Genomic DNA, 16,555 nt, shown 5'->3' with positions numbered 1-16,555 from the left:
GCTAACCTTTAAATACTGCACACTCAAGCAAGGAGCAGTCTCCATGCGCCTCACTCAAATACAGCGCGATACTATTCTGTCAGGTGTCCGCGAGTTCGCCGGCGCCTCAATAGACACGCACGTGTTTGGCTCTCGACTGGATGATACAAGGCGAGGCGGCGATGTTGATTTACTGCTGATTTCCCCAGCGGCCATAACGCTGCTTGCCTGTGCCGAGCTTAAAATGGCACTGGAAGAACGTCTCCAGTTACCAGTGGACATTCTGACCTATGTATCAGGTACAGAACCTACGCCTTTCCAGGCAATCGCGCTGGCCCAGTCACAGCCTCTCAACACAGAGGAAGCAGCATGAGCCAGGATATTCTGAGCGACCAACAACGCCACCTTGCACAGCTACTTGAAGCCATCCAACGCTGCGCCTGGTTTCTCCAACAGTCACGCAGCAAAGTTAATTGGCCAATGAATGGCGATTGGCTGGCGGATCATAAAAAAGATGTAAACCTGTTCGAAACACTCGCCGCAATAAATGAGAGTTTTGCCAAGCTGCAAGACTCTTTAGCATCAGCCATGCGACACAGTGCACTACTGGCGGGCGAACCCACTGACAGCTTTCTCAAAGTACTTTCCCTATTTGAAAAGCAGGGGGTTATTGGCGCCACCAGTGATTGGCAGCGCTGCCGAGCTATTCGCAATATAGCGGCCCATGACTACGCAACGCACTATGCCCAGATAGCAGAACACTTCAATCTACTGAACGAACTCGCCGATATGCTCCTATTAACGTCACAGCGTCTTGTGAACTGGAGCGCAGAGCAACTACAAATTTTGCCCGCAAGCCAGGATTTCTCAACTGAGTTTGACAGTATCTTCCTATGAGTCAGCCAACCCCACTCAACCCGCTCACGCTACCGCTTCACGGCAGCCGCCTGATTGAAGCCAGCGCGGGCACGGGCAAAACCTTCACCATCGCGCTGCTCTACGTGCGCCTGGTACTGGGCGGGCAGCACAGCGAAGACGACAGCGCCTTTGTGCGCCCACTCACCCCGCCGGAAATCCTGGTGGTCACCTTCACCAATGCCGCCACCCAGGAACTGCGTGAACGTATCCGCCATCGGCTGGTAGAAGCCGCCGCGGTGTTTAGAAAAGCGCCGGACGCGAAAGAAGCAGGTCACGGAGAGGGTCTTTTTCCAGGGATGGAAAAAGTAGCGCCCAAGGATGGGTTCACAGCGCCCTCGAAGAGACCTGCTTTCGAGCTAACCGATGATGACCCACTGCTACTCCAACTCCGCGAGCAATACTCAGAGGCCACTTGGCCCGCCTGCGCCCGCCGCCTGGAGCTAGCCGCCGAATGGATGGACGAAGCCGCCGTTTCCACCATCCACAGCTGGTGCTATCGCATGCTGCGCGAGCACGCCTTCGATAGCGGCAGCCTGTTCTCACTCAACCTGGAAAACGACCAGCGCGAACTGGAGCAAGAAGTGGTGCGCGACTACTGGCGTACCTTCTACTACCCGCTGGATGCCGATGCCCTGGGCAGCATTACCCGCTACTGGAAATCGCCGGATAAACTCCACGAAGATGTACGCAAGCTGCTCCACGAAAGCGACGCACTCGGCAGTCAACGCCCCGTGCCAGCCGACACATTAAGCGCTGCCGACGCCGAACGCAGCGCACGCCTTGAAGAACTAAAAGCTCCTTGGCGAGCGTGGGTACATGAACTTCGGCAGCTTTTTGACGATGGCCAAACAGCCAAGCACTTTGCCCCTGGCAAAATGCGCAAAGATCATCGAGGAAAATGGCTGGATAAAATTCAGCAATGGGCGGAAAGCGACCTTGTCAGTCCTGATATGGATAAGAAGGCCACTGCATGGAAGCGACTGACACCGGCGGGCATTGCTGAAATCTGGAACGGAGAGCCACCGAACCACCCAGCGTTTGAGGCGTTTGAGGCACTGCCCGCCGCCCTCAACGCCTTGCCCGAACCGCGCAACGACCTGCTGATTCACGCCGTGCAGTGGTGCAAAGTGCGTATGGAGCGCGAGCAGGAACGCCGCGCAGAAATGGGCCCCAACGACCTGCTCACCCATTTAGACCGCGCCCTGCAAGGCCCCAACAAAGACGCCCTGGCCGCGCAGATTCTGCGCCAGTTCCCCGTCGCGCTGATTGATGAGTTCCAGGACACCGACCCGATTCAGTACCGCATTTTTAACGCGGTCTATGACGTCGCCAACCCCCGCCGCGATGCCGCCATGCTACTGATCGGCGACCCCAAGCAGGCCATCTACGCCTTTCGCGGTGCGGATATTTTCACCTATCTGCAAGCCCGCCAAGACACCGCAGGCCGCCACGTCACGCTGGGCACCAACTTCCGTTCCAGCCGCGCCATGGTGGAAACCGTCAATCACTGCTTCCACTACGCCGACCAGCACCCGGCTGGGGCGTTTCTATTTCGCGAAGAAGGCGGTGAGAACCCGCTGCCGTTCTTATCGGTGGACGCCAAAGGCCGCGACGAACAGCTGGTCCACCAAGGCCAGCCGCTGCCCGCCATGACGCTCTGGCCGTTAACAAGCGAAGAACCACTTTCCAAAACCGCTTATCAGACCGAGATGGCCGAGCGTTGCGCCTCCTACATGGTGGAATTGCTTGCGGCAGGCCAAAGCGGCAATAAAGAAGGCAAAAGCGGTTTTCAGCAAGGCGATGACCTAAGCCCGCTAAAACCTTCCGATATGGCAGTACTGGTCAACGGCCTGCAGGAAGCCCGTGCCATTCGCTTAGCGCTGGCCAGCCGTGGAGTAAAGAGTGTTTACCTTTCCGACCACGACAAGGTGTTTAGCTCGCCCATGGCAAAGCAGGTAGAACGCTGGCTGCGCGCCTGCGCCGAGCCTCTCGCCAGCTCCCGCCAGGCCGAAGCCCACCTGCGCGCCGCCTTGGCCACGCCGGTATTGGGGCTAAGCCTAGCCGACCTTGATCACCTGCAACAAAACGAACTGGCCTGGGAGGCTCGGGTAGAGCAGTTCAGCCACTATCATCGCCTATGGCAGCGCCAGGGTGTGCTGCCGCTGGTACGCCGTATGATGGTGGATTTCGACATTCCCGCCCGTCTACTGGGGGAAGAGCTAGAGGGTGAGCGCTTGCTCACCGACCTGCTGCACTTAGGCGAACTGCTGCAGCAAGCCAGCGCAGAACTGGACGGCGAACACGCGCTGATTCGCTTTCTGTATGAAGCCATTGCCGACCCGGAAAGCCACGGCGACAGCCACAAGCTGCGCCTTGAAAGCGACGCGGATTTGGTCAAAGTGGTCACCATCCACAAATCCAAAGGGCTTGAGTACCCACTGGTATTTCTGCCGTTTATCGCCAACCACCGCCCGGTGAGCGATAAAGACATACCGCTGCGCTGGCACGACGCCCACGGCAACCTTCAGCTCAGCCTAAACGCCGATGAAGAAACCCTGGCCACCGCCGACCGCGAACGCCTGGGGGAAGACCTGCGCAAGCTTTATGTGGCGCTGACCCGAGCCCGCCATGCGACTTGGCTGGGGCTAGCCCCACTTCAAGGGTTGGAAAATAGCGCCCTCGGCTACCTGATTAGCGGCGGAAAAACCATTGCACCGGCAGAGCTCACCACCGCGCTGGAAGCGCTGGCACAAGGCAGCGAGATTGCTGTCAGCGAGCCACCGGCACCCACTGCCCAGCGCCTTGCCCTCTCTGAACAAAGCGCCGAACAAAACGCCACGCTTGGGCACGCCCGCACCCCCACGCGCCCGGCCAAGGAGCACTGGTGGATTGCCAGCTACTCGGCGCTGCGCCTTTCCGGCACCCTCACCGCCCCCACAGCAACGCCCCTGGAGCCTACCACCGCCCAGGAAGCCACAACATTTGAAGTACTGGATGAACCACAAGATATTTCGCTCATGCCTGATGACATGGAAAGTCTTCGAGCGAAGGCCAGTCTAGGCAATCTTTCGCGAGAAAGCGGAGTTTACGAGGGGTTAAATGAGCATTTCGAGCGAACGATTAACAACGAATGGGCGAGCGCAGACACTTTCCACCTGCATAAATTTCCCAGGGGGCCAGGGCCGGGCACTTTCCTGCACGGGCTATTGGAATGGGCAGGCAGACAAGGATTTGCAGCCGCTGCCAACGACCACGATTCACTCAACGATATGCTATGGCGGCGCGTGCAGCTGCGCGGCTGGCAAGCATGGCAGGAACCGCTGGCTGGCTGGCTTTCAGCGCTACTCACCACGCCGTTACCGCTGGCCGCGCCAAACCAACAAAGCGTCGCGCTCACCGAACTCAGCAGCTACCAAGTGGAACTAGAGTTCTGGCTAGCCGCCCAACGGGTTAACACCCAAGCAATTGATGCCCTGGTAAGCAAGCACTTACTGCCAGGGGTTGAGCGCCCAGCGCTGGATGCCGATACCCTAAACGGTATGCTCAAAGGCTTTATCGATTTAGCCTTTGAGCACCAAGGGCGCTTTTACGTACTGGACTGGAAATCGAACTATTTAGGGCCGAATGACAGCGATTACGAACCGGAAGCCTTGCGCCATGAGCTGCTAGCCAAGCGCTACGATCTCCAGGCCGCGCTTTACCTATTGGCTATGCATCGGCTGCTAAAAGCGCGCCTGCCCGACTACGACCCGCACCAGCACTTGGGCGGTTCGATGACAGTATTTCTGCGCGGTAGCCGCAGCCCAGGGCGCGGGGTATTTTCCGAGCCCGCCCCGGTTGAACTGATCGAAGCACTGGATAGCCTGTTTGCAGGCGCATCGTTTTCAAGCCCCGCACAGGAAGCGACGGTATGAGTAAGCCAAAAGACACCCACACTTTCGACCTGTTTGGCGATGCCGTCGAGACACAGGATGCCCAGCCCTCAATGGTCCCCGCGCCAGTGAGCGCTCACCCTGCGTTAAGCGATACCACTGAATTGCTAACCCTATGCGAGCGCTGGGTAGCCAGGGGCTGGCTGCGTGATTTAGACCGCGCCCTGGTGCGCTTTTTAGCGGCAGAAGCACCGGATGCCCCCGCGCTGCTGCTGTTGGCCGCCGCCCTGGCCAGCCATCAGCTAGGCCGAGGCCATGTGTGCCTGGATTTAAACGCCACGCTTAACGCACCAGATTTCGCCCTTTCGCTACCGCCAGAAGGGGATGATTTAACCGACCCGCCACCGCTGCCCAGCGACGTGCTGGCAACGCTTACGCTAAGCGAATGGCAAGCCGCGCTGCACCACCCACTACTCACCAGCGAAGGCCCCGGCAACACACCGCTGGTGATAGTGACTACTCACTCAGCTTCAGACACGCGGCTCTACCTACGCCGCTACTGGCAGTATGAGCAAACCCTGCACCAGCAAATCGCCACACGGTTAGAAGCGATGGGTGACGACAGCCAGCCCGACCTTCTCTCCCAGGCGCTGAACGTTCTGTTCAAGCCAAGCGACAGCCTCGACTGGCAAAAAACCGCCTGCGCCCTGGCCGCCCGCAGCCGTTTCGGCATTATTACTGGCGGCCCCGGCACCGGCAAAACAACCACCGTGGTGCGCCTGCTCGCCCTTCTGCAAACCCTGCAACTGGCCCACTCACCCAGCCAGCCGCTGCGCATTCGCCTAGCCGCCCCCACCGGCAAAGCCGCTGCCCGCCTGAATGAATCCATCGCCGGGCAGGTAAGCAGTTTGCCACTTGCTCAGCTAGAAACGCTGCTAAGTGAACACTCACCCTCCGCAGCCCCCAGCGAGATAGCCATTCCCACTGAAGTGACAACGCTGCACCGCCTTCTGGGCGCCCGCCCCGACACCCGCCACTTCCGCCACAGCGCCGCCAACCCGCTAGCGCTGGACGTACTGGTGATCGACGAAGCCTCCATGGTGGATATCGAAATGATGGCCGCCGTGCTGAGCGCCCTGCCCACCAATGCCCAGTGCGTGCTGCTTGGGGATAAAGACCAGCTGGCCTCTGTAGAAGCTGGCTCGGTACTTGGCGATTTATGCCGCCGTGCCGAAGCCGCCCACTACACCCCGGAAACCGCCCAATGGCTAGAAAGAGCCACCGGCCAGCCGCTGCCACCCGAGCACCTGGATGCTGACGGCCAGCCACTCGACCAAGCCATTACCATGCTGCGGGTAAGCCACCGCTTTAACGAACACAGCGGCATCGGCCAGTTGGCCCAGGCGATTAACCAGCCCAGCCATGCCCAAACTGACCGGAAAAAACAGCAGGCCGTTAACGCCGTGCTGCGCCATGGCTACCCAGACCTGCACCACCTAACGATTGCTGATGACACCGCGCTAGATAAGCTGGTCATTCATGGCAGCGCGGATAAATTTCTAAACGATGGCGCAGGTCGCACTAACCACAAAAATGAGCCCATCGCCCCACCCACCGGCTACCGACATTACCTAAAGGTACTGAACGCACAGCGCCCGCGTGGGGAATCGTTTGAGGAAAACCCAGCGGCCTATAACGCCTGGGCTTCTGAGGTACTAAGCGCCTACAGCCACTTTCAGTTGCTATGCGCGCTGCGCAAAGGCCCATGGGGCGTAGAAGGCTTAAACCTGCATATCGCCAAAACCCTACGTAGTGAAAAGCTGCTGTATGGCAGTGATTACACGTTGGAAAAAGGCTGGTATGAAGGCCGCCCGGTACTGGTGACCCAAAACGACTATGGCCTAAAACTAATGAACGGCGATATCGGCATCACCCTGGCGGTGCCAGATCCCCGCAATCCACAACAAAAGCTGTTAAGAGTCGCGTTCCCGACTAGCGATGCTGATAACCCCATCCGCTGGGTGCTGCCCTCCCGCCTGCACGCGGTAGAAACCGTATTCGCGATGACGGTACACAAATCCCAAGGCTCGGAGTTCCTGCACACCGCCCTACTGCTACCGCCCACCATCAACCCGATTCTCACCCGCGAGCTGGTCTACACCGGCATCACCCGCGCCCGCGACTGGCTCACGTTGATCGAAGCCAAACGCGGGGTGTTGAATGAGGCGGTGACTAGAGAGGTGATGAGGGTTAGTGGGATGGGTTAACACTACCAGCAAAAATATAGTTTTACTGAGCCAAGTTGAGAGACCTTAATAGCTCTTTCCCTATAGGCTTGAGCCCATATTTAAAACAAACAATATTTTTTTATAAGTATGTACAGGTACATTTCCGCAAGATTTAAGGCAATGTAAAAAAGTACCTTATATTGGGTGCCGCCTCCCCCCAATCGTGTGTGTGGCTAAGGTTTCCCAAAGCCCTGCAAACACAAGAACGAATGCAGAAACCTACGGAGGCAGGCGACATAAACTAGCTGTAAGAGAAAATATATTCCCTCTTCTCCAAACTATTCTTTAGGTAATTTGAATTTCTCCAACTAACAATGAAATCGTTATTAAGAACTACTCCACTTTGCTTGTTAAGATCGAATTCTACCAAATTCCCTCTGTTATCAAAAGTGATTTTTTTTACTTTTTCCATCATATCTTTCCTTACTGCTTTATCAATATATGGACAAGCCAAATAATCAAAGTAAAACATAAAGTATTCAGAATCAACAAACATATCATCGCTATTCAGCAAATAATGGTCGGCTGATGCAATTAATATATCTCTAATCAGCTGGCATTCCGGCTTCTTTCCAGCATACAGCATGAATGTTACCCAGCGAAAATAGAAATCATTGGTTACAGAACTCTCTGTCAAGCTACCAAAATACTCTGTTAGTTTCGACTCTGGAATTTGATATTTTGATGGTAGCATAGTTAATATCATTAATAGATTTAAGGTTTCAAGCCCAATTATATCATTAGCATGATTAATAAATATATTCATTGCATGCTTGACATGATCAAATATTTTTTTGTTTATTATTTCCTTATAGTTCTCTGGCCAGCTTTCGGTTGTTTCAAGTATATCGTAAATTAATCTTGCCAACCTATCTGTTGGCCTTATACGAATATCCATTGCATGGACAAAGAATAAAATATCTAAATCAACCAAAACCCAGTTCAAATGAAAATCTTCTTTTACCTCAACCTCTCTAATTTTCGATAAATACGAAGACAGCCTCTTTGCAATCGCACTAAAAAGATAGTTAGAAATTGAATTATACTCAACCTTATGGCTAGCCAAAGCCATTTTAACTTCAGCTATTGCTTTGTTTGCTTTGTAACTTGGATTCTTTAACTTAACAACAGACTCACTATTAGTGTCTCTATCCTTATATCGCGACTTATAATATTCGCCAACAGCATGACTTAATGAGTTTTTCGCCAATGATATATCAGTTGCAAAAGGTCTAGAGGTTATAGTAGTTTTTGCCTCATTCAAATACATCTTATATTCTAAGAGAGAAGACTCAAGTGACTTTATGAAAGCCAACTTTACACTTTCAGAACGAAAGAAAATAAAATAATCATCGACATAGCGCCTAAAGTCATAATCCTTAGAGACCCTATACTCACGCTTACTCATTTTATCAACCAAATTTAAATCTATTTTTTGTAAAATAATTTCCGCAAAAATTCGACTTATTTCAGGACCTATAATAATGCCGTTAGTCTCACGATAATTTGTAAATTGCATCAAACTATCGAATTGTCCGTCAAAATCGCCACATGCTCTTGGCATTGCCTTTGCTAAGCGCTTGTTTTTCACCGCCCATCCAATTGAATGCGTATAAATACTGGGAAAACATTTTGAAATATCAACCTGAAGCATGCTATGGAATTGCTTTTCAAGCTTATGATACTCATAAGATTCAAAAAACCGATATAGAAATGGATATTTTTTATATTTAAAATAAGAACTTGAAACAATTCGCTCTTCGTCCGAACTCTCAACACCATCAACTAACTTTGATCCTTTTCGAGCTTTGCCGTAAAATTTTGTTGATTTTCTATAAGGATACCTTAGTGAATATTTTGATTTTGTACAATAATACTCTATAAGATCATCATATTTATTATAAAAATCACAAACCTTTAGTTGAGCTACCGGATGCATTATTGATATCGTACGTGGTGTTTTCCCTCCTCCTCGAGATACGAGATAATCAAGTGGAATATAAAAACCAGCTTGACTTTCAAAGTCTAAACCAGAAACTGCTCGGTATGCGTTAACATGCGCTTTTGTACTAAATCTTTGATACATAGTAAAATTTGAAAACCACAGTGGCAATTCATAAGGGAGAACATCAGTTATCAATGTTCTCAATTTATCATTGGTATCCACCTTGATAATATTAGGCATTCTTCCAGACTCTCATTATCTTAATTGTTTGGCTTTTACTAAATTTACCTATATTACCTTTTCTAGCATTCCCATATATCGACACTTTTTTAATCTTTTCTTGCCCTTGTTTAGCAAGTCCAAACCGAGGGTCAACTAACTGCTGACAAAGGAAACCATCAACTTCTTTTAAACATTCAAAGCCATCTGTGACATACTGATAATTATAAGCAATTCCAGCTAACAAATCACCATTTTTACCTTTCCGCACATGTTTTAGCATACAAAGATATTCAAGCCTTCTTTTCAAAAGAATTAAATCGTTTCTCTTTCTATAATCGCAGAAACTTTTAACTATTCGTGTCTTTATTCTATTTATCTTTGACTGAGATATTCTTACATTTACTTTGTTTGGCTTTTTATTCTGACGCTCCACCTTAATAGAATAACCTAAATAATCAAATTCTGCTGAACTTGAGAGACCACTATAACACTTGTCTTTATTATCATTTAGAGACAGGCCCATTTCATTAATAAAAGACTGAATATCGGCCTTCACTTTATCTTCTTTTCCTACTGGTGTTAAAAGCACAATATCATCAACATATCTTGCGCAATATATCACATCATTATGTGATGCTATCTTTTTATCTAAATCTTCCAAGTAAAGCTCAGCAAGCGTAGGGCTTATTGACAACCCCCTTGGCAAACCATGCATATTTTTTTCTACTCGAAGATCAGTAAAAACATCATTAAGCAACTTAATACACTCAGGTGCAAGTATCATTTCCTCTTCAAACTTCCTAATAATCGAATCAGATTGAATGGATTCGTAACAATCTTTTATATCCAACCGAAGAACATGATAACATCCTGAGTCTTTCAATAAGGTTATTAGCTGTCTAACTATTCGATTACGGTCTGATTGCCGGACTTTATAAATCCTTCTAACAAACCTATCAAGCAACTTAATTGCGAAAGCATCTTCCATAACAGCAGGGGAAAAGACTGTCTTTCCATTTATTATTCTTTTTTCTAATAATGACAAATTTAAATTGTGTAATTTCCAATATTTAACGGTATGATCTACTGCTTTTTCGACATCACCATAAATTGACAGCAAATCCCATTGCCAAACATCAGATGATGTAAGTACTTTGGAAAGCTGTTCTTTATCAAAAACTTGTTTCAACATAATTTAAGAATATTATTAAGGTTAATTGTTTGCATGTAATTAAATCACACGCATGCTGAATCCTCTGCTTCAATAACACCATGAGGATACCAAGCTGCACTTACTCATCCTTCACCTGCACTTTTACACTACCACCTGCAAACGCCACCCTACCCGCAATAGCTTCCATGCCTTCAATCGGCTGCTCGTAGCTCCAGGCGATATCCTGGCGCTCACCCAGCGAAAAATACACCGCATGCCCTTTAAACGGGCAATACGTGGTGGTTTCTGACACGGTGAGTAACTCCATCCGCACGTCTTCGCGTGGGAAGTAATGGCGTGGCGGATAGCCGCGTTCGCGGAGTTGAAGCGTATTAATGGAGTCGGCGATTAACGTGCCATCAACATGCACCTGCACGTGTTGGCTAATAGGGTGAAGCTCAATGCGTGGGGCATTTGGCATTAGGTTGTTCCCTGCGGCATTTATTGCTCTAGTAAAATTAGCTTAGCAGTTAAATCCGTTGAGTCCTACGCCTCCCTCGTAGCACTTTAGGCTACGGAAATGACCTGGGTCATATTTATGCTAATGCTGTCTATTTCACTATGACTGCCCTGCCACTGCCCGTAACATCTCCTTAGTCTCACGCTTGCTTGAGTGGTCAAGCACAGGCCGACTAACGAAACCTCCGTATAATTTTCAAGGGTTTTACCACCCCGGCACGATGACGAGAGTCTTATGACGGGCATAGGAAGGAAAGGAGACAGGGAAGGGAATGATGACCGGCAGCGTTATGGCGCTGCCGGTCTTGGGAAAGCAAGCCGTGCTATTTCGCGCTTTCCAGTTTGTCCGCGAGATCTTGAGCCAAGGCCACCATGGTCAGTGTTGGGTTCCAGGAACCACCCTGCGGCCATAAGCAGCCACCGGTGACATACACATTATTGCTGCCTCTGAATCGATAATTCAGATCCACAGGGGCGGACGCTTCTTCACCAAGATACAGGGTGGAACTTTCGTGAACCAGGGCATCAACCCGCCGCTGATCCTCACTCGGCCGCTCGGAACTCCATTCCCCCAAATCAGGGTCACCATGCCAGTACTCAACCTGAGAAGCCCCCATTGGAGACAGCACATCTTCCAGGATACCGAAAGTGGCATTATCCATGGCCTTCCAGGTCTGATAGTCTCGGGTATTCTCCTTGACCTGAAGCAGTGAATTGGTGGTGATATTTTGGTCCTGTGCATTGCTCAAGAACCAGGATTCCGCGTTTTTATAATCCAGTTCACCCAACACCGCACAGACAAACACCACATAGCCTTCGGATGATTTCAGTTGGGTTTGTGACGCGGTTGCCACCACATCCGGCATGTAGCGCAATGCCGTACCCGCATTCTTCTCCGGGTTCACATCCCATAGCGATGACAACTGAATATGGAATTGCTGTTCATAGCTTTTTTCGGCCACACCAGCCACATAACAGGCACTCAACTCCAGGTCGCCAAACTTATCTTGCGGATCCAGTGAAGACTTGGGAACCCGTGCCACAATGGAGCTGATGAAATGCGCGGAAAAACGTTCACCTAGCGTTTGGGTGTCTGGGAAAGAGTTGCGCAGGAGAGTAGTGGGCGGCAAGGTGCCCATGGCAAGAACCAGTTTTGCCTCGCCCAGTGGCAGCACGCCTCGGGAGGTTTCCAGGGCCGTGGCCTGACGAGAACCATTGATCTCTTGTTGCTGAATTCTTTCTACAACGCACTCAGTGACAATATCCAGCCTGGCGCCTTTCCCGTCAGCATGCAACTTGGCCTGCTGATCGGCCAGTGCGAGAATATCGCCAGGTGTTGAATACTTCTGGAAGTCAACGCCGTTGACATTCTTAGAGGCGGACGCCAAAGGTGCGGCCTGGGTTCGGTAGATGCCCTCGACACTCTCCCCCTTTTCTTCAAGCAGCGATTGAATACGCTTCTGCAGGGGGCCATAGACGGGCCGACTCTTGCCGATGACGTTTAACTCCTCTGTGCTGCGCCCCTGGTCAATTTGATCAGCTCTCTGGACTCGCAGCAGCTCCTCAGCGGTATCAGAATACTTTCGTGCGGCATCGATGGTAGCTTTCGGCCAACCGCTAAATTCAGCATCATTCGGCCGTGGACACCAGGCACTCCACAGCGTAGAGCGACCGCCAAAGAAAGGCACCATGCCGTGTTGCCAGCGAACCGGGCCATTCTTGCCCAGGGCAGTAGAAGCGGACATCGTCCAAGGGAAGGTTTCAGAAAGCCCACCCAGGGTGTCTTTAAAGGGCAAGGGAAGGTTTTGAAAATGCTCCGGAAGAAAGAAAGGGCCGCGCTCGATCATAAGAATACGGCTATGAGGGTTTGACGCCAAAACACGTTTCGCAAACGCCAGGGCACAAAACCCCGTCCCTACTACCACGTAGTCGTAACGGTTCTGCTCTCTGGCGGCTTTCCACCCCGCATTGGACAAGAAGAACACATGATCCATTACCCGTTGCCCGGAGGGGGTTTGCGGCCCGGGTGTCGGGTAACCATATTGAAGATTCTGACTTGCGGCTGCTGTTCCCATGTCGTAGCTCCCTACGTTGATGTTACTTTCATTTTCTGGGAGTTCAGTGCGGGGTTATTCCCGGCTATTTATTCACTCTCTCGTCTCCCCCACTTCCTCCAACGATTGCTCATAGCTCCACGACATATCAGCCACATCATCAAACGAGACATAGGGTCATCTCTTGCGTATAGGTCGCGCCATTAACAGTTATTAATAATCTAATGCTCAGTCTAGTACCTAAGAATGATTTGTCCACACGTAGGATTACCAAAGGCTGACGGAGCTTGTATCGGCCTACGCTCCAACCCGTGGCGCCGGAACTGGGCAGCGTCACATCGAAGGGGCCGAAGCGCTGGCCGATCTAGGCAAAGCCGTCGAAGTAGCTGGTGTCGCCGCTAAAAAAACACGTAGCCCGTCGTCCTCGATGCCCCAGGAGGCCCATAATGCGCGGTTGCCATCGGCGAGGCCGTATAGTCACCAATGGAAGTACGGCCATGAACTATCTGGCACGCTGGCGCATGCTAATGGCAGCGGACCGTTTGCGAAGCGGTAACGAGAATGTGGCCGTCATATCCTTCTCACTGGGTTACGAGTCCGAAAGCTCTTTCAGCACCGGCTTCTTTGGTAGAGAAGCGAAAATATAAAGAAATCAGTATGGCTTTGCGGCCTCGGGCGCAGTCCTTACGAGTGAAAAGAAGGATCACACCGTACCGCATACTACTACTTCATTTAAAATACATATGCGAATGAGTTACACTTCTTAGCGTTATATTTAGTCAATACGCGCTGAGGTTGGGCGAGTACTAGGCGATGCTCCGCACTTGACCGAGCGGATGCGCCCGATCATTGATATCCAGACTAAAGAGCCCTGCCATGAGAGATACCTCTCCTTCATCCTACGTGACGACCTATCGACGCGGGCTCGAGCTGGTTCGCGCACGCTATCCGCGATTCTTTGTCCATCTCGTATTGGTGGTGCTGCTGATGATCGGTATAGCGGCGGTGGGTGCATCTGTTCCCTATTTACTGCGGCAAACAACCAACCTATTAGTAGAGGATTCGGGTGAGGCGGCAGTGGGTATGATCTACGTCTTTGCTACTGCCTATGCAGTCGGCTGGACGTTAAGCAACATGATGGAGTGGGGCAAGAATCTCGCCAGTGCATACGTGATGGCTAGATGCGATGCGGCCGTGTACTCGAGTATTGTGCGGCGTCTGCTACGGTTACCTTACCAAGCGCAGCATCAGCTTGATACAGGCGTGGTCATGGCCGACGTGAACCGGGCGATGAGCAGCTTTGGCCTGATCAACCACGCCCTCTTCTGGACCATCACCCCGGTTGTAATTCAGCTCTGCTTTGTCTTTGGTATTCTCTGGCAGGTGATAAACCTTGCCTTCGCGGCCGCCTTCATTCTGGCCATCATTGTGCTCTTCGTGCTGACCTACCGAATTGCCGATACGACAACCCGCATCCACAAAAACTTCTACCAGACGCATACTCAGCTGAGTGAATTCCTCGCCGAGCGTCTACGCGCACTGTACGACATTAAGATCAACCTCGCTGCTGGACATGAAGAACGCACCCTCGACCGTCACTTGCGCACCTACGTTCACACCGTATACGGAACCCATGCCAAGCTTAGCGGTTTGATGGGTGGACAAGTGCTCGCCGTGGGACTCGTGCTGGGTGGGTTTACGCTCTATACCGTCAGCGAAACGCTACGCCAGCACTATCAAGTCGGCGACTTCATCATGATCACGACCTATGTGGTTCAACTTACCTCCCCGTTCGTCATGATTGCGGCGGCGTTGATCGACCTCAAGAAGAACTACGTCGCTCTCGGTGACGGCCTTAGATACCTTGACCTGCCGACCAACCCCCAGGCCACAGCCGATATCACTCTTGACTCTCAGCAGCCAGTGTTCACGCTACGTGACGTTGTCCTGCGCGCCGATGACGCTACTTCAGCCATGCCGCTCAGCGCGGAGATTCAGGCTGGCAAGATGTATGGGGTGCGTGGTCCATCGGGAAGCGGAAAATCCACGCTGTTAAGAACCCTTCTGGGGCTTGAACCTCAAGCTGCTGGCGAGATTCTCTTCCACGGTGTCAGTGTTCGCCGCCTTTCACCGGAAAATATTCTTTGCGAAGTAAGTGTCGTTCCCCAAGCACCGCTGATTTTCAGCGGTAGCGTTCGCGAAAACCTTCTGTACGCACACCAACAGCCCGTGCCTGACCAGGAGCTACTGGCAGTCGTCAAACTGCTGGATCTAGAACGGGTCGGCGGCGAAACTTCTGGCGACAGCGTGCTGGATCGGGATGTTGGCGTACAGGGCAGAAATCTCTCCGGTGGGGAGCAACAGCGCATCGCCATTGGCAGAGCGCTACTGCGCGGCACACGCACCATGATTCTCGATGAACCCACTGCGGCGCTGGATAGTATGCGTGAGATTCAGCTTATGCAGGCACTAAGGTCACGTGTTGAGACCCTGGTGGTAGTAAGCCATCGTGAGCAGGTACTTGCGCTTGCCGATGAATGCATTGATGTCGGATCGAACAAAGCACCGATTTTGGCTGAACAGGAGAGTTAACCTTATGACGTTGGGGCACTTAAAGGATGCACTACATGATGGCATCAATAATCCTTGCACTAACAGCGTTGTGTACCAGCTCATCGGCCGAGGTTTGTAGTGGCATAGTGAATTTGGCTGCGTTATTGGTAGTGCTAACGCCGCGTTCACCGGCTTGACCGATGCAACGCATTGTTAGCCAAAATGTTGTTTCCTATGGCAATTTGGGCAGAGTGCAACCGCATTTTCAATGGTGTCATCGCCCCCATCTGAAAGCTGTTGACGATGATGTACTTCGAGATATGGTGTACCGTTCGAACTCCTCAAAAAGGGTGCAGTTTTTCCACATTCTTCGCAGTTGCCGTTGGCCCAGTGTAACACCTCCGCTACAACATCAGGATTTCTCGTGTAGACCGCAACCTTTCTCCACACCTTCTTAGCCTGCGGATCCGCATACTTTAACCTTTCTTTTCGCTCACTCTGCGGATCATCAAGCGCGGCTTTCACGGCTTCATCAAACTCCGCCTGACTCCTTTCGGTTGCAAAGTCGAAATCCGTCAGGCGGTGCTCTGTAATGAGCTCAACGAGCGCACGGAGATCGCCCGAATCTTTTAACTCTAGTTCCGTCCATTCATCAGCTTCTATCTGTACTTGGGCACGCACTGATCCGCTCTTACGAGCACGCAGGAGCACGTATCCTCCGGATTCTTCGCCGTTGAACCGGTATTCCGCTGGAGCGAAATCGACGAAGCCTGAGAAATCACCACCGTAACCCGCTTCGAGGGTGCGAATCGCTCCAAGTAGCAGGGCAGAGCTTTCCGTATTCCCATCAATCCAGCGCCGCGCTTTAGGTTTTCTATCAATGTTTCTTGATCTAGGACTTTGCATGATTTTCGAGTGGCTCGCTTGTTGGCTAACGAGGCTGTAGAAAAACCCGATTTCGAGCCGTTTCCACCGCCTATTGTCCTTATTCATTTACCCAGCCGGTCATCTGGCTGAGTAATCTTAATATCGGCATTTAGCCACTTGAGCGC

11 protein-coding genes are annotated in these 16,555 nt (G+C 51.5%); 6 read left to right on the top strand and 5 right to left on the bottom strand.

The genetic code is table 11. The annotated features are described in order from the left end of the window. The first annotated feature begins 43 nt into the window (after positions 1-43). Genes HZS79_RS15625 through recD form a run of 4 tightly spaced genes read left to right on the top strand, consistent with a single transcriptional unit; the run spans position 44 to position 7,036 of the window. Complete coding sequence (locus HZS79_RS15625) at positions 44-352, top strand: nucleotidyltransferase family protein (RefSeq protein ID WP_162218853.1); 309 nt, start codon at positions 44-46, stop codon at positions 350-352. Beyond that, positions 349-876 carry a hypothetical protein gene (locus tag HZS79_RS15620; RefSeq protein ID WP_179928332.1) on the top strand — a complete coding sequence of 176 codons (528 nt, stop codon included), beginning with the start codon at positions 349-351 and terminating at the stop codon, positions 874-876. The genes HZS79_RS15625 and HZS79_RS15620 overlap by 4 nt, the downstream gene beginning before the upstream one ends. After that, positions 873-4,811 carry an exodeoxyribonuclease V subunit beta gene (gene recB / locus HZS79_RS15615; protein WP_179928331.1) on the top strand — a complete coding sequence of 1,313 codons (3,939 nt, stop codon included), beginning with the start codon at positions 873-875 and terminating at the stop codon, positions 4,809-4,811. Before HZS79_RS15620 ends, recB begins: the two co-directional genes overlap by 4 nt. Beyond that, positions 4,808-7,036, top strand: coding sequence for an exodeoxyribonuclease V subunit alpha (gene recD / locus HZS79_RS15610; protein WP_179928330.1), 2,229 nt, complete (start codon positions 4,808-4,810; stop codon positions 7,034-7,036). The genes recB and recD overlap by 4 nt, the downstream gene beginning before the upstream one ends. A 262-nt stretch (positions 7,037-7,298) precedes the next feature. Here recD and drt3b read toward each other — a convergent pair whose 3' ends face one another. The 4 genes from drt3b to HZS79_RS15590 all read right to left on the bottom strand — a co-directional run bounded on the left by drt3b (position 7,299) and on the right by HZS79_RS15590 (position 12,971). Beyond that, positions 7,299-9,242, bottom strand: a complete 1,944-nt coding sequence (gene drt3b / locus HZS79_RS15605) for an antiviral reverse transcriptase Drt3b (RefSeq protein WP_179928329.1) — start codon at positions 9,240-9,242, stop codon at positions 7,299-7,301. Next, complete coding sequence (gene drt3a / locus HZS79_RS15600; protein WP_179928328.1) at positions 9,235-10,416, bottom strand: antiviral reverse transcriptase Drt3a; 1,182 nt, start codon at positions 10,414-10,416, stop codon at positions 9,235-9,237. The genes drt3b and drt3a overlap by 8 nt, the downstream gene beginning before the upstream one ends. 100 nt (positions 10,417-10,516) lie before the next feature. Next, positions 10,517-10,858 (bottom strand): DUF427 domain-containing protein, encoded by a 342-nt coding sequence (locus HZS79_RS15595; RefSeq protein WP_179928327.1) that lies wholly within the window; start codon positions 10,856-10,858, stop codon positions 10,517-10,519. A gap of 361 nt (positions 10,859-11,219) precedes the next feature. Next, complete coding sequence (locus HZS79_RS15590) at positions 11,220-12,971, bottom strand: GMC oxidoreductase (protein ID WP_179928326.1); 1,752 nt, start codon at positions 12,969-12,971, stop codon at positions 11,220-11,222. Positions 12,972-13,396: 425 nt separating this feature from the next. Here HZS79_RS15590 and HZS79_RS15585 point away from each other — a divergent pair, with 425 nt between their 5' ends. Beyond that, positions 13,397-13,597, top strand: coding sequence for a helix-turn-helix transcriptional regulator (locus HZS79_RS15585; protein ID WP_179928325.1), 201 nt, complete (start codon positions 13,397-13,399; stop codon positions 13,595-13,597). A gap of 229 nt (positions 13,598-13,826) precedes the next feature. Further along, positions 13,827-15,542, top strand: coding sequence for an ATP-binding cassette domain-containing protein (locus HZS79_RS15580; protein WP_179928324.1), 1,716 nt, complete (start codon positions 13,827-13,829; stop codon positions 15,540-15,542). A gap of 174 nt (positions 15,543-15,716) precedes the next feature. On the opposite strand, the gene HZS79_RS15575 is transcribed toward HZS79_RS15580, so the two are convergent. After that, a complete protein-coding gene (locus HZS79_RS15575; RefSeq protein ID WP_218928029.1) occupies positions 15,717-16,496 on the bottom strand; it encodes an HNH endonuclease in 780 nt (259 codons plus the stop codon). Positions 16,497-16,555: the final 59 nt, after the last annotated feature.

The organism is Vreelandella zhaodongensis, from assembly GCF_013415115.1.
Taxonomy (GTDB): Bacteria; Pseudomonadota; Gammaproteobacteria; order Pseudomonadales; family Halomonadaceae; genus Vreelandella; species Vreelandella zhaodongensis.
Note: the sequence above shows the minus strand (reverse complement) of the source record. Positions and strands in the feature narration are given on the sequence as shown.